Source organism: Sphingomonas sp., assembly GCF_039594485.1.
Classification (GTDB): domain Bacteria; phylum Pseudomonadota; class Alphaproteobacteria; order Sphingomonadales; family Sphingomonadaceae; genus Sphingomonas.
The window spans coordinates 1-21,152 of sequence record NZ_JBCNNI010000053.1 but is presented as its reverse complement, the minus strand read 5'-3'; the positions used below and the strand labels follow the sequence as shown (position 1 = coordinate 21,152).

The 21,152-nt window shown below is 68.0% G+C and carries 21 protein-coding genes and 1 tRNA gene; 14 read left to right on the top strand and 8 right to left on the bottom strand.

Annotated features, from left to right (window positions below):
- Positions 1-1,080 (top strand): type I glutamate--ammonia ligase (glnA, locus tag ABDV78_RS18265; RefSeq protein WP_343528910.1); only part of this gene is annotated, 1,080 nt, incomplete at its 5' end.
- 106 nt (positions 1,081-1,186) lie between these two features.
- Here glnA and ABDV78_RS18260 read toward each other — a convergent pair.
- Positions 1,187-1,459: a hypothetical protein gene (locus tag ABDV78_RS18260; protein ID WP_343528909.1), complete on the bottom strand. Its 273-nt coding sequence runs from the start codon at positions 1,457-1,459 to the stop codon at positions 1,187-1,189.
- On the opposite strand from ABDV78_RS18260, the gene ABDV78_RS18255 reads away from it, so the two are divergent.
- Complete coding sequence (locus ABDV78_RS18255) at positions 1,458-1,730, top strand: hypothetical protein (protein ID WP_343528908.1); 273 nt, start codon at positions 1,458-1,460, stop codon at positions 1,728-1,730. The two genes, ABDV78_RS18260 and ABDV78_RS18255, sit on opposite strands and share 2 nt — an antisense overlap.
- 17 nt (positions 1,731-1,747) lie before the next feature.
- Here ABDV78_RS18255 and ABDV78_RS18250 read toward each other — a convergent pair whose 3' ends face one another.
- The 6 genes from ABDV78_RS18250 to ABDV78_RS18225 form a co-directional block, all read right to left on the bottom strand.
- Positions 1,748-2,056, bottom strand: a complete 309-nt coding sequence (locus ABDV78_RS18250) for a putative quinol monooxygenase (RefSeq protein ID WP_343528907.1) — start codon at positions 2,054-2,056, stop codon at positions 1,748-1,750.
- The gene (locus ABDV78_RS18245) at positions 2,053-2,670 is read right to left on the bottom strand and encodes a peptidylprolyl isomerase (RefSeq protein ID WP_343528906.1); all 618 of its coding nucleotides are present in this window, start codon (positions 2,668-2,670) and stop codon (positions 2,053-2,055) included. Before ABDV78_RS18245 ends, ABDV78_RS18250 begins: the two co-directional genes overlap by 4 nt.
- Positions 2,671-2,743: 73 nt before the next feature.
- Positions 2,744-3,718, bottom strand: a complete 975-nt coding sequence (locus ABDV78_RS18240) for a quinone oxidoreductase (RefSeq protein ID WP_343528905.1) — start codon at positions 3,716-3,718, stop codon at positions 2,744-2,746.
- Between the two features lie 40 nt (positions 3,719-3,758).
- On the bottom strand, positions 3,759-7,844 hold the full coding sequence (locus ABDV78_RS18235; protein ID WP_343528911.1) for a translocation/assembly module TamB domain-containing protein: 4,086 nt from the start codon (positions 7,842-7,844) through the stop codon (positions 3,759-3,761).
- A gap of 65 nt (positions 7,845-7,909) precedes the next feature.
- Entirely contained in the window at positions 7,910-9,922 is a 2,013-nt protein-coding gene (locus tag ABDV78_RS18230; RefSeq protein ID WP_343528904.1) for an autotransporter assembly complex family protein, read from the bottom strand.
- 123 nt (positions 9,923-10,045) lie between these two features.
- Complete coding sequence (locus tag ABDV78_RS18225) at positions 10,046-10,276, bottom strand: hypothetical protein (protein WP_343528903.1); 231 nt, start codon at positions 10,274-10,276, stop codon at positions 10,046-10,048.
- A gap of 135 nt (positions 10,277-10,411) precedes the next feature.
- Between ABDV78_RS18225 and ABDV78_RS18220 the strand changes: the two genes are divergently transcribed.
- Complete coding sequence (locus ABDV78_RS18220; RefSeq protein WP_343528902.1) at positions 10,412-10,597, top strand: hypothetical protein; 186 nt, start codon at positions 10,412-10,414, stop codon at positions 10,595-10,597.
- Positions 10,598-10,602: 5 nt separating this feature from the next.
- On the opposite strand, the gene ABDV78_RS18215 is transcribed toward ABDV78_RS18220, so the two are convergent.
- Entirely contained in the window at positions 10,603-11,238 is a 636-nt protein-coding gene (locus ABDV78_RS18215; RefSeq protein WP_343528901.1) for a S24 family peptidase, read from the bottom strand.
- Positions 11,239-11,312: 74 nt separating this feature from the next.
- On the opposite strand from ABDV78_RS18215, the gene ABDV78_RS18210 reads away from it, so the two are divergent.
- The 11 genes from ABDV78_RS18210 to ABDV78_RS18160 all read left to right on the top strand — a co-directional run.
- Entirely contained in the window at positions 11,313-11,489 is a 177-nt protein-coding gene (locus ABDV78_RS18210; RefSeq protein WP_343528900.1) for a hypothetical protein, read from the top strand.
- Positions 11,486-11,878, top strand: coding sequence for a hypothetical protein (locus ABDV78_RS18205; RefSeq protein WP_343528899.1), 393 nt, complete (start codon positions 11,486-11,488; stop codon positions 11,876-11,878). The genes ABDV78_RS18210 and ABDV78_RS18205 overlap by 4 nt, the downstream gene beginning before the upstream one ends.
- Before the next feature lie 76 nt (positions 11,879-11,954).
- Positions 11,955-14,084, top strand: coding sequence for a TonB-dependent receptor (locus tag ABDV78_RS18200; protein ID WP_343528898.1), 2,130 nt, complete (start codon positions 11,955-11,957; stop codon positions 14,082-14,084).
- A gap of 76 nt (positions 14,085-14,160) precedes the next feature.
- The gene (locus ABDV78_RS18195) at positions 14,161-15,345 is read left to right on the top strand and encodes an acyl-CoA dehydrogenase (RefSeq protein ID WP_343528897.1); all 1,185 of its coding nucleotides are present in this window, start codon (positions 14,161-14,163) and stop codon (positions 15,343-15,345) included.
- 126 nt (positions 15,346-15,471) lie between these two features.
- Positions 15,472-16,029, top strand: coding sequence for a (2Fe-2S)-binding protein (locus tag ABDV78_RS18190; RefSeq protein WP_343528896.1), 558 nt, complete (start codon positions 15,472-15,474; stop codon positions 16,027-16,029).
- Between the two features lie 109 nt (positions 16,030-16,138).
- Positions 16,139-17,095: an RcnB family protein gene (locus ABDV78_RS18185; RefSeq protein WP_343528895.1), complete on the top strand. Its 957-nt coding sequence runs from the start codon at positions 16,139-16,141 to the stop codon at positions 17,093-17,095.
- A gap of 67 nt (positions 17,096-17,162) precedes the next feature.
- Positions 17,163-17,849, top strand: a complete 687-nt coding sequence (locus tag ABDV78_RS18180; RefSeq protein WP_343528894.1) for a 2OG-Fe(II) oxygenase — start codon at positions 17,163-17,165, stop codon at positions 17,847-17,849.
- A 95-nt stretch (positions 17,850-17,944) separates the two neighbouring features.
- The gene (gene recJ, locus ABDV78_RS18175) at positions 17,945-19,699 is read left to right on the top strand and encodes a single-stranded-DNA-specific exonuclease RecJ (RefSeq protein WP_343528893.1); all 1,755 of its coding nucleotides are present in this window, start codon (positions 17,945-17,947) and stop codon (positions 19,697-19,699) included.
- 57 nt (positions 19,700-19,756) lie between these two features.
- Positions 19,757-19,831 (top strand) — tRNA-Glu (locus ABDV78_RS18170).
- Positions 19,832-19,915: 84 nt separating this feature from the next.
- Positions 19,916-20,725: a DUF6538 domain-containing protein gene (locus ABDV78_RS18165; RefSeq protein WP_343528892.1), complete on the top strand. Its 810-nt coding sequence runs from the start codon at positions 19,916-19,918 to the stop codon at positions 20,723-20,725.
- Positions 20,726-20,788: 63 nt separating this feature from the next.
- On the top strand, positions 20,789-21,152 hold a 364-nt coding region (locus tag ABDV78_RS18160), incomplete at its 3' end, for a transposase (protein ID WP_343528891.1).

Sequence of the window (21,152 nt, the reverse complement as noted above, 5' to 3'; positions counted from 1 at the left end):
AAGCGCGCCGAGGCGTTCGTGAAGACCACCGGCATCGGCGACACCGTCTATGTCGGCCCGGAAGCCGAATTCTTCATGTTCGACGACGTGCAGTTCGACACCAACTATTCGTCGTCCTACTTCAAGATCGACGATATCGAGCTGCCGACCAACACCGGCCGAGAATATGAGGGCGGCAATCTCGGCCACCGTCCGCGCGCCAAGGGCGGCTACTTCCCCGTCGCGCCGGTCGACTCGGCCGTCGACATCCGTGGCGAGATGGTTTCGACCATGCTTGAAATGGGCCTGCCCTGCGACAAGCATCACCACGAAGTCGCCGCCGCGCAGCACGAACTGGGCCTGACCTTCGGCACGCTGACCCAGACCGCCGATCGCATGCAGATCTACAAATATGTCGTGCACCAGGTCGCGCATGCCTATGGCAAGACCGCGACCTTCATGCCCAAGCCGATCAAGGAAGATAATGGCTCGGGCATGCACACTCACTTCTCGATCTGGGAAGGCAAGACCCCGCTGTTCGCTGGCAATGGCTATGCGGGCCTGTCGGAAACCTGCCTGTACTTCATCGGCGGCGTCATCAAGCACGCCAAGGCGGTGAACGCCTTCACCAACCCGACCACCAACTCTTACAAGCGTCTGGTGCCGGGTTACGAGGCACCCGTGCTGCTCGCCTATTCGGCGCGCAACCGTTCGGCTTCGTGCCGCATTCCTTACGGCACCGGCCCGAAGTCGAAGCGCGTCGAAGTGCGCTTCCCCGACGCGCTGGCGAACCCGTATCTCGCCTATGCCGCGCTGCTGATGGCCGGTCTGGACGGTATCCAGAACAAGATCCATCCGGGCGAGGCGATGGACAAGAACCTGTACGACCTGCCGCCCGCCGAGCTGGCGCAGGTCCCGACCGTTGCCGGTTCGCTCCGCGAAGCGCTCGACTCGCTGGCCGCCGACCACGACTTCCTGCTGAAGGGCGACGTGTTCACCAAGGACCAGATCGAAAGCTATATCGAGCTGAAGATGAGCGAAGTGATGCGCTGGGAAATGACCCCCAGCCCGGTCGAATACGACATGTACTACAGCGGCTGATCCAGCCCCTGCACGATGTCACTACGGGAGAAAGGGGCCGCAAGGCCCCTTTCTTTTTGCCACGACCGACGCCTGGCCAAGCATGGGACCACCACGCTCGACCGCGTCATTCGTGCGCTTTCATCGGCGACACCATGAATGCGATCGGCGAATTGCCCGCCCCGTGAATGGCGGCTACGATCGACGCATTGGGGGAAATACACATGACATCTTCGCGCATCGGCCTAACGACGGCAGCATTCTTCGCGCTCGTCAGCGGTTCACCCGCTGCGCAGGTCAGCGTCCCAAAGCCCGATTTTTGCGCACGATTGGCGCAAAACAGCGGGATCGACCAGCCCGCATCGCCGGACGGTCGGACCGAATGGACCGCCCATGCCATGAATTTCGGCCAGCGCTTCCTGATCGGGGGCTCGGTCGCCACGGGAGTCGGCCTTCGCCCCGTCGAACCCGCCACGCTCGATGATTATCGTCGCCTCGACACGATGTGCACGGTGAAGGGCAAGGGCGCTGTCTGTCAGTTGATCGGACCCGCGATCTTCAAATTCACGTGGAAGGGCCGCGAGATCCTGACGCCCATGGCTGCCGGCGAACGCGCCACGGTTTCAGTCCTTGGAAGCAAGACGAATTGCCGGACCGAGATGGCACAATAAACGATCGGCAGGATCGGTCAGGTCGGCCGCGCCTCACCGATCTCGTACAGATGCAGTTGGCGCTCTCCGATCCCCAGCGCGGGCCAGGCCGCCCGCCACTCGGCGATATGCGCTGAGGCAAAGTGCCGGTCCAGCGCATGCTGATCGGCCCACCGCTCCTTCACGTGGATGAGGCCCGGATCGAAGACGTCCTCGGCATAGCCATAGTCCAGGCACCCCGGCTCGGCGCGGCTCGCCTCGACCATCCGGCGCATGGCAGGGCGTGCCGCCGCCAGATTTTCTGGCGGCAAGCGGATCGTACCGATAATCAGCAATGTCTTGCTCACTGCGCTGCCGCCACCCGCTTGGCCGACAGGATCTTCACCGGCGCGGCCAGCATCTCGCCCTTGAAGGGGCCCTTGGCGGGGTCGGCGGGCGCGTCGAGAATGTGGTGGATCACGTCCATCCCCTCCACGACATGACCAAAGGCGGCATAGCCCAGATTGTCGCCGGGTTTGGACGGATCGGCATCGAGCGAGGGCTGGTCGCCAACCATGATCGTGAAGTCGCCCCTTGCCGAACCGGGGGCCAGCCGTGCGATCGAGATCGTTCCGTCCAGATGCTTCAGGCCAGTCTTGGTCGTCGGTTCATGCGCGATCGGGGGCAGGATGCGCTTGGGCTCGTTCTGGATACCGAACTGGACAAAGCCGAAATTCGGGGCGACCCGGACCGAGCGATAGAAGGTCACGCCGTCCAGCCGGTGCTGGTCGACATAGCGCAGGAAATTGGCCGTCGTGATCGGCGCATGGGTGCGATCGAGATCGAGGACGATCGGCCCCATGCTCGTCTGCATCGCCACCCGGACCATCACCGGCCGGGGCGCTTCCACCGTCGCCGGGGCGGGCGGAGCCAAGGGGGTCGTTTGAGCGGCAAGCAGGGCGAGCGACAGGAGCGGGATCATCGGCGGTCTCCGGGCGGAATAGGGTCGTGACGTTAGCGCGGTTTCGGGGCGTGGTGAATCCCGCCCCTTTCCCTCATGGGATCAGCACGGTGCTCCCCACCGTTTCGCCCGCCTCAATCGCGCGGTGCGCTTCGGCGGCGTCGGTCAGGGCGAGGCTCTGGCCAATCTCCGGGGTGATCGCCCCCTTTTCCAGCATCTCGAACACCCGCGCGATCAGTCGCCGCTTGGCCGCCGCCGACACCGCATAGTCGAACAGCGTCGGGCGCGTCACGAACAGCGACCCCTTGGTCGCCAATATGCCCAGATTGACGCCGTCGACCGGCCCGGAGGCGTTGCCGAAGCTGACCACCAGCCCGCGCCGCGCCGCACTGTCGAGCGAGGCACCCCAGGTCGCCTTGCCCACGCCGTCCAGCACCACGGGCACGCCCTCACCCTGCGTGATCGCCCGCACCCGCGCGGCGACATCCTCGGTCCGGTTGAGGATCACATGGTCGGCCCCGGCGGCCCGGGCCTTTTCCGCCTTGGCCTCGCTCCCCACCGTCGCGATGACGGTCGCGCCGATCGCCTTCAGCCAGCCGACCGCGAGGTGTCCGACCCCGCCCGCCGCCGCATGGACCAGCACGGGCCAGCCCGGCTGAACCCTGGCGCAGTCCTCGATCAGGAAAGCGGTCGTCGCGCCTTTCAGCAGGATCGCCGCCGCCGTCCGGTCGTCCACCCCGTCGGGCAGGGGCACCAGCAGATCGGCCGGCACGTTGCGCGCGGTGGTGTAGGCTCCACGTGCCGGGCCGAACACGCCGACCCGGTCGCCGACCGCGAAGTCGGTGACGCCCTCACCCACCGCCTCGACCACGCCCGCCGCCTCCGAGCCCAGGCCGCCGGGCAGGTCGATCGGATAGAGCCCGCTGCGATGATAGGTGTCGATATAGTTCAGCCCCACCGCATGATGCCGCATCCGAACCTCACCCATGCCAGGTGCGGGCAGGTCATGCTCGCGCCACTGGATGACTTCGGGGCCGCCGGTCTTTTCGATGAAGGCGGTCTTTTCCATGGTAATCGGCTCCTGTTCGATGGGCGGGACGGGCAACGCCTCAATAGTCCTTCGATATCCGAACGTTCACGCTCTGCCGTCCCAGCGTCGAGATGTTGGAGAGCAGCGACAGCCAGCGCGTCACCTGGAACTCGACCTGGGTCGCGGAATAGCCCTGACCGTCGGTGATGATCTCGGCATAGAGTCGCCGGGTGATGTATTTCCCCGCCGCGACGGAAGTCGCCCGCCCCTGTTGCACATCGGCGGGCAGCACGCGCAGCCGGTCGAGCCCGGCCGCGCGCCGCACCGCGTTGATCGGGTTCAGCCCATTGCCGCCATCCTGAAGCGCCGCGACGGCGGCGGCGAGTTGCAGGGCCTCGGGCGCGGACAGGCTGGCGATCGAGGTGCCGAACAACAGGCGTGAGAGCAGTTCGTCATTGGGAAGCGCAGGCGTGCTGGAAAAGCCGATTTCCGGCTTCAGCGCGGTGCCGGTCACCCGGATCGTCGCGCTCAGCCCCTGAACATTGGCGTTGGCCGCGATATCCAGCACGGGATTGGCGGGCACCTCTCCGCCGAAGCGGATCACCCCGCGCGACAGGTCGAACTCGCGGCCCGCAAATTCGTAATCGCCGCGGATCAGCGTCGCCTGCCCGTTGATCGCCGGATTGTCGGGCGCGCCGCCGATCTTCAGATCAGCCGACCATTCGCTGTTGAGCCCCAGGCCGGAGACGATCAGGCCGTTGGGCGCCTTGGCATGGATGGCCAGCGTCCAGGGCTTGCGGGGCACATCATCCTCCTCACCGCCGCCCGGAATGTTGATCTCGCGGATGTTGAGTTGCGGCACCGCAGTCGCCGCCGTGGCGCGGCCCAGCCGGTAGCGGCTGCGGTCCAGCACCACCTCGCCCCCAATCGTCCCTCCTGTCCCGTCCGACCGGAAGGTCAGCGGCCCGGTGACGGTCGCCGCGATGTCATCGCGCGAGATCAGGGTGGCATGATCAGCCTGCAGCGACAGGTCGAGACCAACACCGCCCGCCGCCGCGAAGTCGAACTGGCCGGCCCCGCTCACCCGGCCGTCACGACCGGCCTGCGCCGTCAGTCGGTCGATCACCAGCCGCGATCCGCCGAACCGTCCGGTCGCCTGCACATCGGTCAGGACAGTGCCGGTCGTGGCACTCTCGATCCGCGCGCCGGTCGCCTTCACCGCCCCGCGAATGACCGGCTGGTTCAGCGACCCGGTGACGTCCGCGCCGATCGCGACGGGGCCGGACAGATCGAACATCTCGACCCCGGTCAGCCGCCACAGCGTGTCGGCGGGCCCCGCATAGCGAAGCTGCGCGATCAGGCGGCCATTCTGCATCCGGCTCGCCCAGTCGCCGGGCCCGTTGGGCTGCAACAGTGCCTGCCCCCGCCCGATGACCCGGCCGCCGGTCGCCATCACCGCGCGCACGCCCAGCCGTTCGGCGGACAACACCCCCGCCACCCCCATGTCGATCGGTCGCGACGTCAGGACCAGTCCCGCGCGGGTCAATCCGCGAATGGTCAGGTCGATCCTGCCCGTCGGGGCCCCCGTCGCCTGGCGGATGCTCAATGTGCCGCTGGCGCTGCCGCCCAATCCAAGTCCCGGATAGCCGATGTCGAGCACGGCCAGCGGCATCCGGGTCAGGCTGGCCTGGACCTCGGCCGCCTGCGCGTCGAACCGCCCCGCCAGCCTGGCCTCGCCCCCGGCGAAGCCCAACTGAGTGGGAGCCAGCACCCAGGCGTCGCCATCCCGCGTCACCACGGCGGGCGATAGGAATTGCAGCGGGCGGCGGTCAAGCGTTCCTTGCGCCGTCATCGAAAACCGATCGGGCGTCACCTGCGTCACCGTCTGGATCGAAAAGGCGCGGCCGCGCGACCCGGAGATGCCGACGCGTATCTCGCCCGTGCCGCCGCGCAACCGGGCGGTGCCGCTGGCCTGCGCGATGCTGAACGCGCCGTGCCGCACCCCTTGCGCATTGCCCGATGCCTCGATGGAGGCCCCCGCCGGATCGAGCAGCGCGATCAGATCCAGTCGGCCCTGCCGCACGGTCACGCCCGAAATCTGCGCCTGGCGGGCGGCCAGATGGGTTTCGATCCGCTGAACCGTGCCGACCGGGCGGAACAGCAACTCGCCCGACAGGCCGCCGCCATCCACCCCCAGTCGCCCGGCAAAGCCACCCTGCACCACGGTCAGCGAACCCGTCGCGCGCGTGCCAGCGACCGTGATCGGCTGGATCTGGATCACCGCATCCTGCCCCTGCGGCAACAGGATCGCGCCCCCCGCCTGGAACGGCCCCAGGCGCGAGCCACCCGCCGCCCGGAAGGCGAAACCCTGGTCCGTCGGGTCGAGATGCGCGCGAACGTCGCTCAACCCCAGCGCGGCATTGGGCGAGGCGAGGATCAGGTCCAGCGTCGGCCGATCGATACGCCCGTCCAGCACCATCTGCACCGGACCATAGCTTTTCTGCCGCCCGCCCCCGACGAAGCGGAACGTGCCGTCCCTCCGCCGGATCGCTTCGCCGGTCAGGCGGATATCAGGGCCCGTCAGGATCAGGCGTCGGAAGTGGAAGATGCCATCCGGCCCCCGCTCCAGATCGGTGGTCAGATGGGGAAGCCCTCCCGCCAGTCCGCGCAGGAAGCTGTTGTCGAGCCGCCGCACCTGCGCCTCGCCGCGCCCGACGACGCGCGAGCCATGCCCGTTCGCGCCGGGCACCACGTTCAGGCGCGAGCGGACGTCGACGACACCGAGCCCCGGAATCAGATAACCCTGGAGCGCGCCGTCGAGCGCCACGTCATAGCGGCCGTTCCGCAGGTCCACCGCCAGGTCCAGCTTGCCCGACAGCCTGTCGGACCGCAGCGCCAGCGCCCGCCCGGCAATCTCGATCGGCGTGATGCGCAGCGGCCCCGATACCGACAACCGGCGCAGGATGCCGCCCGCAGCCTCGCCCACGCCCGTCACCCGCGCGGCGGTGAAACGCACCGGCAGGGTCAGCGGCCAGCCGCCGGTCAGCCGCCCCTGCCCCTCGGCGCGCGCATCCTCGAACCCGGTGTCGTCGAAGGCGAAGCGGGTCGCGGCCATCCGATAGTCGAACGCCGCCCGATCGAATGCCCCGTCGAGACGCAGATGCAGGGCGATCGCCTGTCCGCTCATATTGGGGAACAACGCCTCGGGCCGGAGCAGCCGTGCCTCGACGCGCAGCCCCTCGAACCGGTTGTCGCCCAGATCGACGCGTCCACTCCCCCGTATCCGCAGCGCGGACGAACGAAGCGCGATGGCGCCGGTGAGGCGGCGATCGGCGAAGTCCGCCTGGCCCGCAACCGTCACGCGCGGCGCGGTCAAATGCTGCAAACGGCCACGCAGCACCAGCGACGGCACGAGCTGCCCGGCCAGGCTATACTGCCCCGACCGTGCCGACAGCGTCAGATCGATCGCGCGCCGCGCCGCGATCATCCCCCGGGCGCGTCCGTCCCAGCGGGTCCAGCGTCCCTTGCCCGCCACGTCGAGCGAGACCGGCGCCGCCGCCCCCGCGATCCGTGCGAGAACACCACCGGCCCGCCCCTGGGCATGGACCGACAGGTCGAAGCGGTCGCGGTCGGGCTGGGCATCGAGCCACAGGCAAAGCCGGTCGCTGCCGGATACCGCCCCCTGCAGCGCGATCATGGCGCGGCCATCGCGAATGTCGGCACGCCCGTCGATCCGCGCCACCCGCCGCTGCCCCAGCACCTGCTCAGCCAGGATCAGGCGTCGGAGATGCAGACGGTCGATACGGATGTCGAAATCGGGCAGGATCGGGCCATTGCGCCCGGTCTTGCGAGTATGCGGCACATGATAGAGCGTCGCCAGCGGAGCCTCGACCCGGCGAATGTCGAGCGTCCCGCGCGCCCAGTTCCATGGCCTCCAGTCCAGCCGCGCATGCGGAACCCGGACGAGCAGCCCGTCCAGATCATAGACGCGCAGATCGACCAGCCGCATGTCCGAATAGAGCGATCCCTCGATCCGCCCGACCGAGAAGCGAAGGCCCGTATCGGTGCGGACGCCCGCGATACGATCCGCGACCCAACGATGCCCGATCGGCGTATCGACGATCAGCAGCGCGGCGGCGACCACGCCCAGCAGGGTGGCGACCATGACGGCCAGCAGCCGTGGCCAGCGGATCGGCCGGCGGGACGCCGGGGGCTGCTCCTCCTCGCCGCTCAAAAGGCTTGTCCCAGCGAGACATAGACCGCGACCCGGCTATCCCCCTTTTGCGGGTTGAGCGGGGTGCCGACATCCAGGCGGATCGGTCCGAAATTGGAATAATAGCGCACGCCCAGCCCGGTGCCGAACCGCAGGCCGGTCAGACGCGGCAAGGGCGAGGTCGAGATATTGCCCGCGTCGAGGAACGGCACGACGCCGAAATTGCCGAAGGTGCGGACCCGCGCCTCGATCGAGAACTCCGCCAGGCTGCGCCCGCCGATCGGGTCGTTGTTCGCGTCGCGCGGCCCGATCGCCTGAAAGCCATAGCCGCGCACCGACGCGCCGCCGCCCGCATAGAAACGCCGCGACGGCGCAATCTGATCGCGCGGTGCGCCCAGGATCGTACCCAGCCGCGTCCGCGCCGCCAGCACGACACGCTCGCCGAACGGATGATAGAGGCTGGCGTCGACCTGCGTCCGGGCATAGCCGAAGGCCGCGCCCTGCAACGACAATTCGGGGCTGAGCCGCCCGCCCAGCCGGAACCCCCGTGTCGGGTTCAGCAGGTCGTCCGACCCGTCATAGTTCAGGCTGGTCGGCAAGGCGCCGATGAAGAAGGTCCGCCGGCGCGGCTGGCCGGTCGACTCGATCACGTCGCGCTCGTCGGAGGTCAGCAGTTCCGCGCCCAGCGACCAGGTCCAGGTCTTCTGGAAGAAGATATTGGTCTGTCGTTCCAGACCACCCGACAGCGACAGCGTCTTGGCCTCATAGGCGTCGCGCAGGATATGCGCGGCCGAGAATTGCGCGGTCAGCACCCGGTCGCGACCCTGGAAATTGTTGCGGCGGAACACCACCGCCCCCAATTGCTCGCGGGTGCCCAGCACGCTGCGCAGGGTCAGCGCGCCTTCGGGCGGGAAGAGATTGCGATCGGTCCAGTTGATCGCCGCCCGCGCGCCCTCGCCCGTGCCATAACCCAGTTCGCCCGCGATGGTGTGCTGCGGCGCGGGTTCCAGCGTCACGGCGATGTCGACCGTTTGCGGCGTATCGCCGGGCACCGGCTTCACATCGACCGACGAGACCAGGCTCGTCTGCACCAGCGCTCGCCGCAGATCCTCCAGCCCGGCGGCATCATAGGGCTCGCCGGGACGGAAGCGGGCGATCTCCTGCACATGCGCGGCATCGAACACCCGGTTGTTGGTGGTGACGATCCGCCCATAACGACGGGGGGCGCCCGGATCGAGCGTCAGGTCCAGAGTCGCGGTGCGCGCGGCGCGGTCGACCACGATCTGCGGAGCCCCGACCTTGGCGAAGGGAAAGCCCTCACTGCCGACCGCCGCCTTCAACGCCGCCTCGCCCGCGACGATCTTGTCGGCGTCCACCGGATCACCCGGCGCGACGCCGAATGCCTTGGTCAGCGACGCGGCCTTGTCGCCCGCGGCCTTCACCCCGTCGAGCGTCACATCTGCAAAGCGATAGAGATTGCCCGGCGTCGCCTGCAACACCACGGTCGGCGTGTCGCCCGGCTCGATCCGGGTGGTGACCTGCGCGTCATAATAACCCGCACCGCGCAGCAAATTGGTCAGCAGCGCCGCATCCTCGCGCGCGCGACGGTCAAGCTGCGCAGCGTTGGCCGGATCGCCGTCATTGGCGTTCAGCGTGGACAGGTCGTCAAACCGCTGGCGCACCAGCGCGCCGGTGCCGTCGATCCCCTCGACCTGCCAGCGATAGCGACGCTCCGCGGCGGCATCGACCGTCGCGGCCATGATCGCGACGGGATCGCCTGGGGCCTTCGCCAGGTCGGGCCAGGCCACCCCGATCTCGGGCAGCGGGGCGAGCGGCGCGGACGGGTCCAGCATCATGGGGTCGTCCGCCTCGGGAATGCCCGGGGAGGACGCCCCGGGCGGCATGGCCGGCGTGGAAGCGGGCGTGGCGGGCGCGGTCTGCGCCGATGCCGGCCCTGCCCAGCCCCCATATCCGATTGCGAAGAAGACGATGGCGACCGAGCGGCGCGGCCGCCCCACGCGGACCATCATGCCCATTCCCTAGCGGGGCGGGCGCGTCCGCGACACCCCCCTGTGTGCTCGATCCGGCGGTTTTGCCGGACCGCACGTCGCGATGGGAGGCTCCGGCGCATCCGCAGGCCGATCCCTGACCGATCAGTGAATGGTCCCGAACGCCTCGTCACAGGACAGCAGCCCGATCAGCCGCTCGATCTGGCGCCAGCGGCAGAAATGAATGTGGTTGCCCAGATCCCGGCTGCGATCGGCGCGGGCGGCTGCCTCGTCACCAGCCGATAGTCCGAAGGTCTCGATCATCTCGGCCGCCGTCGCCACATCGATGGGGGTGACGAAGGGCGCAACATAGGTGCCGCCGCCATGATCGCGCATGAATACTCCTCAGCCGCGCCTGTGAACGCCACCTCCCCTAAGTCGAGGTTATGAATTTAGCCATCCCTTCGATGGTTAACCGGGCGGTCAACACGATCGCTGGCATCGGCGACCGGGCCATGGCAGGACGCGGGAATGACCGACCTGCCGCCCTCCCGCCCGCCACGCGCCTCCACTCCAGCGGGCGGCATCTTCATCGCCCTTGGCGTCATCGGCGGGATCGTGGCGGGTGTGGCGACCGGGCAGGTGACGCTGGGCATGTTTGCCGGGCTCGCGATCGGGATCGCGGTCGCCGCGCTCATCTGGTGGCGCGGCCGCTGAGGCAGTCAGGTCGGCAGGCGCATCTGCCATACGACCCGGCCGATCACCGCGATCGGCCCTTCGGGCACCGGCGGCGCAGCCGGATTGTCGCTTGACGCCACCAGCCCGTCCGGGGTCGCGCGGACCCGCTTGACCATCAGCACATCGCCGATGCGGATCACGTAAAGCCCGCCCCGCGCCGTCGGGCGCACATCCTGCTGATCGACGACCAGATGGTCGCCCTCTACCAGGCCCGGCGCCATGGAGTCGCCACGCACCCGGATCACCGCCGCCGCTCCCTCGCTCAGTCCCAGCCGCCGCGCGAGCTGGCGGTCGATCGCCTCGACCCCGATCATCACATCGTCATCGATGGTCGCCCCCGGCCCGGCCGAAGCCGCGACCGCCAGCCGCCGGACCAGCATCGGCCCAGCCTCCCCCGACGCCCCCAGCGTGGTTTCGGGAACACCGAAGAACTCGGCCAATTGGCGACGGTCCCCCTCGGCCAGCATGCGCGGCGAGCCGCGGTGGACGAATTGCTGGAGATAGGCGTCATTGCGCCCGAGCATCCGCGACAGCGCCGCCAGGCTGACCCCGGCCCGCTCCGCAAGCGCCTGCAGCGCGGTCCTGATCTCCTGTCCCGACATGCCACCGAATATAGGCATAGGATTTTTCCTAGACAAGTTGGAAATTAGAACAGAACAAGAACACTGGAGATTCGGACAAGGGGAGAACGCCCATGGAATTGCTGCGGTTGATCGAGCGGTATCTGAAGGTCAGCCAGATGCCGGAAACGAAATTCGGACGGCTCGCGGTCAACGACCCGCGACTGGTCGGCGATCTGCGACGCGGGCGGGAACCGGGGCCGGAGATGATCCGCCGGGTCCGCGCGTTCATCAAGGGAGAGCGGGCATGACCGCGATGACCCATGCGCAGCCCTATGTTCCTCCTCACGCCGGCATCGCGCCCCGTCGCCACGCTCCCGGTCGCCGCGCTCTTGGTCGCCCGGCCGATGGCGGCGATCGCCTGGTCCATATGCTGACCGGCCATGCTGCCCGGGCCGGAGCCGATGTGACGATCGGCGTCCTGACGGTGGAGCCCTGGTGCTCGGCGACCTTCAGCGGATCGGTCTTCACCTTGTCGCTGACCGGCTGCCGCACGCCCGCGTTCAGCCGCTGGCTGGCGGATCTGGCCGAGGCGGACCTGCCCATGGGGCGCGACGTGATCGCCGACATCGCGATCGAGCCGACATGCGCGGGCCATTTTTTGCGTGTCCTGACCTGCGCCGATGCGGCGAAAGGGTAACGATCATGTCATTTTTCTGTTGATATGATGTAACACTACGCTAACGACAGGGGTCCGCCATTATCGGAGCCCTGTCTTGCGTAAGTCCCTTTTCCTGTCCGGCCTGTCGGCCACCGCGCTCGTCGCGTTCCTGCCCGCCAACGCCACCGCGCAGAGCACCGCCCCGGCCAGCAATCGCGGCCGCGAGATCGTGGTGACCGCCCCGGTCCAGCAATCGGAGGCGGACGTGCTCTCGGGCACCTCGATCGTCACCGGTGACGAACTCGAGCGCTCGATCCGCCCGACCATCGGCGAGACACTGGCGCGCCAGCCGGGCGTGTCCGCCACCTCCTTCGGCCCCAACGCATCGCGCCCCGTGCTGCGCGGCTTCCAGGGCGAACGTATCCGCATCCTGACCGACGGTATCGGATCGATCGACGTGTCGAACACCAGCGTCGACCATGCCGTGGTCATCAACCCGCTGCTCGCCGAGCGGGTCGAGGTGCTGCGCGGCCCCTCCGCCCTGCTGTTCGGATCGTCGGCGGTCGGCGGTGTGGTCAACGTCATCGACAATCGCATCCCGCGCTCGGTGCCGGAAAACGGCTATCGCCTGTCGGGCATGGCGTCCTATGGCTCCGCCGCAACGGAGCGATCGGTGGCGGGCGCGACCGATGTCGCGATCGGCAAGCAGTTCGTGCTGCACGCGGACGGCTCGTATCTGAAGACCGACGACCTGAAGATCGGCGGCTATGTCCTGAGCCCGCGTGCCCGTGCCGAGGCGCAGGCCTCCGCCGCCCAGGCCCCCAATGACCCGCTGGACTTCGCCGCCGTCGCGAACCTCCGCGGCCGTTTGCCCAATACCGCCAGCGAGACCTGGACGGCGGGGGTCGGCGGTGCGCTGATCACCGACACCGGCTCGCTGGGCATCGCGTACAGCCATTATGACAGCCTGTACGGCGTGCCGATCCGCTATACCCTGACGCCCGGCGGCGAGGAGCCAGAGGCCCCGCGCCTGAGCCTGGTCCAGAACCGCCTCGACCTGCGCGGCGAGATCGAAACCGGGGGCGGCTTCCTCGACCGCATCCGCCTGCGCGCCGGGGCGGCCGAATATCGTCACTTCGAACTGGAAGAGGATGGCGAGGTCGGCACCGCCTTCTACAACAAGGGCATCGAAAGCCGCCTGGAACTGGTCCAGACCAAGCGCAATGGCTGGCAGGGTGCCTCGGGCGTCCAGTTCTTCAACCGCGACTTCGACGTGCGCGGGGACGAGGCGTTCCTGCCGCGCAACAATACCGCGCAGGTGGGCCTGTTCACCCTGCAACAGCTCGATCGCGGTGCGTTCAAGATGGAAGCGGGTGCCCGCTTCGAGCATACCTCGCTGACCGCGCGAACCGCGATCGATGACGACCGCTTCTTCCGGGGACAGCGCAGCTTCGACGCGTTCTCGGGGTCGATCGGTGCCAGCTACGGCTTCGCACCCGACTGGCGGGCGGGCCTGAATCTGTCGCGCACCGAACGCGCGCCCTCGGCCGAGGAACTGTTCGCCAACGGCCCGCATGCCGGGACGGAGGCCTATGAGCTCGGCAATCCGAACTTCAAGAAGGAAGCGAGCTGGGGGATCGAAGCCACGCTGCACGGCCATGGCGAGGGATACAGCTTCGACGCATCGGCCTATTACAATCGCTTCTCCAACTATATCTACGACGCACTGGTGCAGCAGGGCCCCTGCGAAGCGGCGGCGGCGCCGTCGGGTCGCGAGGTCGATCTGCCCTGCTTCCAATATGCCCAGGCCGATGCCCGCTATTACGGCATCGAGGCGGAGGGCTCGCTGCGGCTCGCCACGATCGGCACCTATGCGATCAACGCCGACCTGCTGGGCGATTATGTCCATGCCCAGATCCTCAATACCGGGCCGGCTCCGCGGATCCCGCCGCTGCGCCTGCTCGGTGGGCTGGAAGCGCAGTCGGACAGCGTGAACGCGCGTGTCGAGGTGGAGCGCAGCTTCAAGCAGACCCGCGTGCTGGGCCTGGAGACGCCGACCAACGGCTTCACGCTGATCAATGCCTCGCTCCAGTTGAAGCCCTGGGGCACGCTCAACCCGACGACGCTGACGCTGTCGGCCAACAACATCTTCGATGTGGATGCGCGCCGCCATGCCAGCGTGCTCAAGGACTTCGCCCCGCTCGCCGGGCGCGATCTGCGCGCGACGCTCAGCTTCAAGCTGTAGGTCGCGCGACGAGGGACCGGGGGTGGACAAAGCCCCCGGCCTTCGAAGAGAAGCGGGGACATAAGGAGAGAAACCAATGTCCCCGATGGGCAAGTTCGACTGGGCGGACCCCTTCCTTCTCGACGACCAGTTGACCGATGACGAGCGGATGATCCGCGACACCGCGCGCGCCTATGCCGAGGACCGGCTGGCCCCCCGCATCATCGACGCCTTCGCCAACGAACACACCGACCCCGAAATCTTCCACGAGATGGGCGAACTGGGCCTGCTCGGCCCGACCATCCCCGAGGCGTTTGGCGGCGTCGGCGCATCCTATGTCGCCTATGGCCTGGTCGCGCGGGAGGTGGAGCGGATCGACAGCGGATATCGCTCGATGATGAGCGTGCAATCCAGCCTCGTCATGCATCCGATCCATGCCTATGGTTCGGACCAGCAGAAGCACCATTACCTGCCGAGGCTGGCCAGCGGCGAATGGATCGGCTGTTTCGGCCTGACCGAACCCGATGCGGGGTCGGACCCCGGCGGCATGCGCACCACCGCGCGGAAGGTCGAGGGCGGATATGTCCTGTCGGGGACCAAGACGTGGATTTCCAATGCCCCCATCGCCGATGTCTTCGTGATCTGGGCCAGGTCGGAGGCGCATGGCGGCGCGATCCGCGGCTTCGTGCTGGACAAGGGGATGAAGGGCCTCTCCGCGCCGAAAATCGAGAACAAGCTGAGCTTGCGCGCCTCGATCACCGGCATGGTGATGATGGACGAGGTGGCGGTGGGCGACGACGCGCTGCTGCCGCATGTCGAGGGGCTGAAGGGACCGTTCGGATGCCTCAACCGCGCACGCTATGGCATCAGTTGGGGCGCGATGGGGGCGGCAGAGTTCTGCTTCCACGCCGCGCGCCAATATGGCCTGGACCGCAAGCAGTTCGGGCGACCGCTCGCCGCGACGCAGCTTTATCAGAAGAAGCTGGCGGATATGGAAACCGAGATCGCGCTGGGGCTTCAGGCGAGCCTGCGGGTCGGTCGACTGATGGACGAAGGCCGGTTCGCCCCCGAAATGATCTCGATCGTCAAGCGCAACAATGTCGGCAAGGCACTGGATATCGCGCGGGCGTCACGCGACATGCATGGCGGCAACGGGATTTCGGGGGAGTATCAGGTCATGCGCCACCTCATGAACCTGGAGACGGTCAACACCTATGAAGGCGCGCATGACGTCCATGCCCTGATCCTGGGCCGTGCGATCACCGGGATCGCCGCGTTTTGACGGGACGCACGCAAATCCGCCCCAGGCCGAGCCTCGGGACGGCGAGGAACCAGTGACGAAGTCCACCCCTCTTGCCGGCCTGGTGATGGAGCGGGCCGCACCGCAGCTTGGCGAGGGCAGCGCGACATGACCAGCCTGACCGTCAACAACCAGCCGGTACGCTATCGCCTTCCCCCGGACACGCCGCTGCTCTGGGCGCTGCGCGACGCGTCCAACCTGACGGGCACCAAATATGGCTGCGGCACCGGGGATTGCGGGGCGTGCACGGTCGATATCGACGGACGCGCGGTACGAAGCTGCCAGGTGCCGATCGGCCGGATCGAGGGCAGTGCGGTGACCACGATCGAGGGGCTGTCGCGCGATCGCTCGCACCCGGTGCAACAGGCGTTCCTCGCCGCCAATGTCAGCCAGTGCGGCTATTGCATCCCCGGCATGGTGATGGCCGCCGCCGCGCTGATCCACCAGAGCCCCGATCCGTCGGAAGAGCTGATCCGCAGCAGCATCACCAACCTCTGCCGCTGCGGCATCTATCCCCGACTGGTCGAGGCGATCCAGCGCGCCGCCCGTGCCGCACGCGGCGAAGAGACGATCCCCGCCGCGCCCCTGCCCGGCACCGACCCCGCCGATGCCGCGCGTGCGGTGCCCGCTTTGGTGCCCGAGGCGATGCAGGGGGAAAGGCCATGATTCTTTCATCAAGCTGACAGACGGGTTCAGCATTCGCTCAATGCCGTGGGTGCAAGGTTCGTCGCATGATCGGGGTCGGCTCGTGCGCCGACGGATGGGGTTGGACGAGATGAGGAAGCATCTGATCGCGGCATTGCTGGCAGCGACGACGGTGGTCGCGGGAACGACTCCCGCCCTGGTCAACGCGCAGGACAGGCCGATGGATCGCGGCCCGGGCGGTCGCCCCGAAGGCCCACGCCCCGGCCCGGGCGGCCCCGGCGGCCCGGCCGGGCGACTGGAACGCAGCGAGGGGCGCCCCGTCTTCCATGATCGCGAGGCTTTCCCGGAAAACCGCCCCGCTTACCGCCCCGATCATGCCGAGGCCCCCCGCCCCGCGCCGCCACCGGCGGGATCGCCGGATCGCGGACCTGAGGGACGCAACTGGGGCGATCGTGGTGACGTCCGGGGCGGCCCCCGCCCCGCCCAGCCGGGCCCACGCCCCGACCAGCGTGGTCCCGACCAGATGCGGGGCGGCCGGGACGAATGGCGGGGCGAATGGCGGGGCCAGGATCGCCGCCGACCACAGTGGCAGGATCGCCAGGCACCGGGGCCACGCCCCGATCTGCGATGGGGCGATGCGCAGCGCCGCGACCAGCGCTGGCACGACGAGGACCGACGGCGGCGGGACGACCGCGACCGCTGGCAGCGCAGCTTCGGCGACTGGCGCGACCAGGATCAGCAGGCCTATGGCTTTGCCGAGCGTCGCGCCTGGGCGGAACAGTGGAACCGGGGCTGGCGCCGCGACCGCCGCTATGACTGGATGAACTGGCGTTCGCTCAACCGCGGTGCCTATCACCTGCCCCGCTATTACGCGCCCTATCGCGGCGACGCGTATCAGCGCTTCTCAAGCGGCGTGATCCTGGAGCCGATGTTCTTCGGCCAATCCTATTGGCTGGACGATCCCTATGCCTATCGCCTGCCGCCCGCCTACGGCGCCTATCGCTGGGTGCGATACTATAACGATGCGCTGTTGGTCGACCTGCGCAGCGGGCTGGTGGTCGACGTGGTGTACGACATCTTCTGGTGACGGAATGACGGAGGGGGCCCGACGGTCCCCTCTTGTCTTTGATCCGCCGTCATCGCACATCGCCTGCATGTCGTTCTTCTCCCGGAAGCCGAAAGGCAATCCCGCCGCCTCCCCCGTCCGTGCCCGTTTCGGCGTGACGGTGCCGGAGCGTCTGGATGCCAACCCCGCCGTCACCCGCGTCGCGACCGAGACGGCGCAGATCTATTATCATGCCGACTTCCTGACTCCCGCCCAGTGCGACGCGCTGATCGCGATGATCGATGCCAATCGTCGCCCTTCGACCCTGTTGTCGGACCGGCCCGATTACGGTTTCCGCACGTCGGAAAGCTGCGACATGAACCGGTGGTCCCCCGACGTGCAGCCGATCGACGAATCGATCGCGGCGCTGCTCGGCATCGCACCCGAACAGGGCGAGACGATGCAGGGCCAACGCTATGCCCCCGGCCAGCAATTCCGCGCGCATCACGACTATTTTCACGAAAGCGAAAGCTATTGGGAAAGGGTGAAGGTCCATGGCGGACAACGGACCTGGACCGCGATGATCTATCTGAACGACGTGCCCGAAGGGGGAGCCACCTGGTTCCCACAGGCCGGCATCCGCGTCGCGCCGCGCCGTGGCCTGCTGCTGGCGTGGAACAACATGAAGCTGGACGGCAGCCCCAACGAACTGACCATGCATGAGGGGATGCCTGTCGTAGAGGGCGTGAAATACGTCATCACCAAGTGGTTTCGCGAGGGCAATTGGGTAAGCTGACCCGCCGGCTTCTCCCTCCCCCCTTCCCCCTTGTCGCGACTCCGCCCAGCATGGCATGACGTTCGCGTGACGTTCTCCCGATCCGCCGTTCGCCCATGACCGAAGTTCTCGGCATCGCCCAATCGATTCTGGGACAGCCCTGGCGCTGGCGCGCGCTGGCCGCCGATGCCCGTGACGGGCTCGGCCATGACGACCTGGTGGCGCAATTGCTGCTGGCGCGCGGCTGCCCCCCCGATGCGGTGGAGGAGCATCGCGCGCCTTCGATCCGCGGCTTCATGCCCGATCCGTCGATCTTTCGTGACATGGACCGCGCCGCCGAGCGCCTGGCCGATGCGGTCGTCGCGGGCGAGCCGGTGGCGATCTTCGGCGACTATGACGTGGACGGCGCGACCTCGGCGGCGCTGATGGTCCGGCTGCTGCGGTCGCTCGGCCTGTCGCCGCGCGCCTATATCCCCGACCGCATGACCGAAGGCTATGGCCCGACCGAGGCCGCGCTGCTGCGGCTTCAGGCGGAGGGTGCGAATCTGATCGTCACGGTCGATTGCGGCGCGCAGGCGTTCGAGCCGCTGGCCGCCGCGCATGCCGCCGGGATCGAGATACTGGTCGTCGACCACCATAAATGCGCGACCGAATTGCCGCGTGCTTATGCGGTCGTGAACCCCAATCGTCTGGACGAAACGGAGGGTGCCGCGCACGGCCATCTGGCGGCGGTGGGGGTCTGCTTCCTGCTCGGCGCGGCACTGATCCGTACATTGCGCGGGCGCGGCTTTTTTGCCGACCGGGCCGAGCCGCGACTGCTCGACCTGCTCGACCTGGTGGCGCTGGGCACCGTGGCCGATGTCGCACCGCTGAAAGGGCTGAACCGCGCCTTCGTGGCGCAGGGGCTGAAGGTCATGGCGCAGCGTCGCAATATCGGCCTCGCCGCCCTGACCGGGGCCGCGCGACTGACCCGTGCACCGACCTGCTCGGACCTGGGCTTTGCACTGGGGCCGCGCATCAACGCGGGCGGGCGCGTCGGTCGCGCCGATCTGGGCGTCCGGCTGCTCACCACCGAAGACCCCGCCGAAGCGCGCAGCATCGCCGAGGAACTCAATCATTTCAACGACGAACGCCGCGCGATCGAGGCGGGCGTGCAGGCCACCGCAGAGGCGATCGTCGACCGGGGACGCCAGGTGGCCGTCGTGTCGGGGCCGGGCTGGCATCCCGGCGTCATCGGGATCGTCGCTGGACGGCTGAAGGAAAAGCTCGACCGCCCCGCGATCGTCATCGCCATCGATGAACAGGGGATCGGCAAGGGATCGGGCCGCTCGATCACCGGGGTCGATCTCGGCGCGGCGATCCTGTCGGCCAAGGAACAGGGGCTGCTCATCGCGGGCGGCGGCCATGCCATGGCGGCGGGCCTGACGGTCGAGGCGCACCGAATCGCCGAACTGGCCGAATTCCTGGAGGAACGCCTGGCCGATGCGGTCGTCCGCGCCAGCGCGGGCCGCGCGCTGCTGGTCGATGCCGTGCTGGCCCCGGGCGGCGTCAACCCCGCGCTGGTCGGCGCGATGGAAGCGGGCGGCCCCTATGGCATGGGCTGGCCCGCGCCTCGCATCGCGGCGGGGCCTTTCCGCGTGATCCGGGCGGATCTGGTCGGCACCCACCATGTCCGCGCGATCGTGTCGGGCATGGACGGCCGCAGCCTGAAGGCGATGGCCTTCCGCCAGGCCGAAACCCCGCTGGGCCAGGCGCTGCTGGGCGCAGGGAGCACCCGACGCCTGTGGCTGGCCGGTCGCGCCAAGGTGGACGACTGGTCGGGCCGCGACGTCGCCGAACTGCATATCGACGACGCCGCCTGGGCCGATTGAAAAAAGCGCTTGACCGATTCCACACCCTCCCTTAGAGGCCCCTCCACGCCACCCGGCGGCCCCTTCGTCTAGCGGTTAGGACGCGGCCCTTTCACGGCTGAAACACGGGTTCGATTCCCGTAGGGGTCACCACCTGCGCTCAACAGCGCAGAATTGCGTGATTAAGCCATTCTCTGCCGCTCGCTGGTACAGCGCCTAGGTACAGCGAGCACTGAAATGGCCCTCATGGCGACACCCTGGAAACACCCTTCGACCGGCGTTTACTACCTGCGCCGACAGATCCCCGAAAAGCTGCGCCCCGCATTCGACGGCAAGGCGTTGTGGAAGGTATCGCTGGGCACCAAGAATGGCAGCGAGGCCACGGTGCTCTTCCTCCAGGCCAACGCCGCACTTGAACAGCGGTTCGAAGAGGCGCGAGCCCGACTGAAGGCAACGGGCAGCCCCTGCCCTTCCGCACGCGATCGTGCCGACGAACTGGTCGCGGCGTATTTTCAAGGCCCCGAGTTGAAGGCCGGCGGTCTCGATGGCATCGAACGCCTGCTGCTTGCCCGACTGGAGCTGGACCGTGGGTTGTGGAACGCAACGCCGACCGGATGCAGCTTCCCCAGCTCTCTGAGCGATCAGCAATGGTGGGCGCTGGCGAACAACGCCGCGCTTTTCCGCGATCATCCCGGAAGCAAATCGGTTCAAGGCCACCCGCCTGGCACGATCTGGCGCTGGGGCAACGAAAACTTCCGATCGGATGCCAGAGCCGAACAGATCGGTCGGGTCGTCGACCAGATCGCCCGCCACAATGATGTGAGTGTCGCCGAGCTGCCCAGCGGCATCGATGCGGCGATCACGGCCTATCTCGACGCGGTCCCTGTTGAAGCCCCAAAGGCGCGCAAGCGTCGACCGACGTCGGGTCGTCTGCGGCCCGACCTTCACCTGATGGAGTTATTTGCCGACTGGCAGGCCGTGATGCAGCCGTCACTGCAGAGCGCGCACGAATATGAAGGGTCGTGCCCCACGGGGTGGTGTAGCTGAGGGGTGGCCATCGGCGATCTTCGGATAGGTTTGGGTTGCGAAACGCAACCGACGGAGACCCCGATGACCGACGATAGGATGGACCTGCAGGCGCTGGTGGGAAAGAGCGCGGATGCAGATTTCCTGCGCGAGATGATCGGCTTTGCCGCGCAGCGTTTGATGGAGCTGGAGGTCGGCGGGCTGACCGGCACCGGCTACGGCGAGAAGAGCAGCGACCGTCTGGCCCAGCGTAACGGTTACCGCGAGCGCGATTGGGAGACGCGGGCCGGCACGGTCGAGCTGCGCATTCCGCGCTTGCGAACCGGGAGCTATTTCCCGGCGTTCCTCGAGCCGCGCCGCCTTGCCGAGAAGGCGCTGACCGCGGTTGTGCAGGAGGCGTACATCCAAGGCATCTCGACGCGTTCGGTCGATGACCTGGTCAGGGCGA

Bases quoted from the DNA above. Each gene is read 5' to 3' on its own strand.
- ABDV78_RS18255 (WP_343528908.1), top strand. From the start codon at position 1,458: ATGAATTTCGGCCAGCGCTTCCTGATCGGGGGCTCGGTCGCCACGGGA.
- ABDV78_RS18260 (WP_343528909.1), bottom strand. From the start codon at position 1,459: ATGGCATGGGCGGTCCATTCGGTCCGACCGTCCGGCGATGCGGGCTGG.
- ABDV78_RS18245 (WP_343528906.1), bottom strand. From the start codon at position 2,670: ATGATCCCGCTCCTGTCGCTCGCCCTGCTTGCCGCTCAAACGACCCCC.
- ABDV78_RS18240 (WP_343528905.1), bottom strand. From the start codon at position 3,718: ATGGAAAAGACCGCCTTCATCGAAAAGACCGGCGGCCCCGAAGTCATC.
- ABDV78_RS18235 (WP_343528911.1), bottom strand. From the start codon at position 7,844: ATGGTCGCCACCCTGCTGGGCGTGGTCGCCGCCGCGCTGCTGATCGTC.
- ABDV78_RS18230 (WP_343528904.1), bottom strand. From the start codon at position 9,922: ATGATGGTCCGCGTGGGGCGGCCGCGCCGCTCGGTCGCCATCGTCTTC.
- ABDV78_RS18225 (WP_343528903.1), bottom strand. From the start codon at position 10,276: ATGCGCGATCATGGCGGCGGCACCTATGTTGCGCCCTTCGTCACCCCC.
- ABDV78_RS18220 (WP_343528902.1), top strand. From the start codon at position 10,412: ATGACCGACCTGCCGCCCTCCCGCCCGCCACGCGCCTCCACTCCAGCG.
- ABDV78_RS18215 (WP_343528901.1), bottom strand. From the start codon at position 11,238: ATGCCTATATTCGGTGGCATGTCGGGACAGGAGATCAGGACCGCGCTG.
- ABDV78_RS18210 (WP_343528900.1), top strand. From the start codon at position 11,313: ATGGAATTGCTGCGGTTGATCGAGCGGTATCTGAAGGTCAGCCAGATG.
- ABDV78_RS18205 (WP_343528899.1), top strand. From the start codon at position 11,486: ATGACCGCGATGACCCATGCGCAGCCCTATGTTCCTCCTCACGCCGGC.
- ABDV78_RS18195 (WP_343528897.1), top strand. From the start codon at position 14,161: ATGTCCCCGATGGGCAAGTTCGACTGGGCGGACCCCTTCCTTCTCGAC.
- ABDV78_RS18190 (WP_343528896.1), top strand. From the start codon at position 15,472: ATGACCAGCCTGACCGTCAACAACCAGCCGGTACGCTATCGCCTTCCC.
- ABDV78_RS18185 (WP_343528895.1), top strand. From the start codon at position 16,139: ATGAGGAAGCATCTGATCGCGGCATTGCTGGCAGCGACGACGGTGGTC.
- ABDV78_RS18180 (WP_343528894.1), top strand. From the start codon at position 17,163: ATGTCGTTCTTCTCCCGGAAGCCGAAAGGCAATCCCGCCGCCTCCCCC.
- recJ (WP_343528893.1), top strand. From the start codon at position 17,945: ATGACCGAAGTTCTCGGCATCGCCCAATCGATTCTGGGACAGCCCTGG.
- ABDV78_RS18165 (WP_343528892.1), top strand. From the start codon at position 19,916: ATGGCCCTCATGGCGACACCCTGGAAACACCCTTCGACCGGCGTTTAC.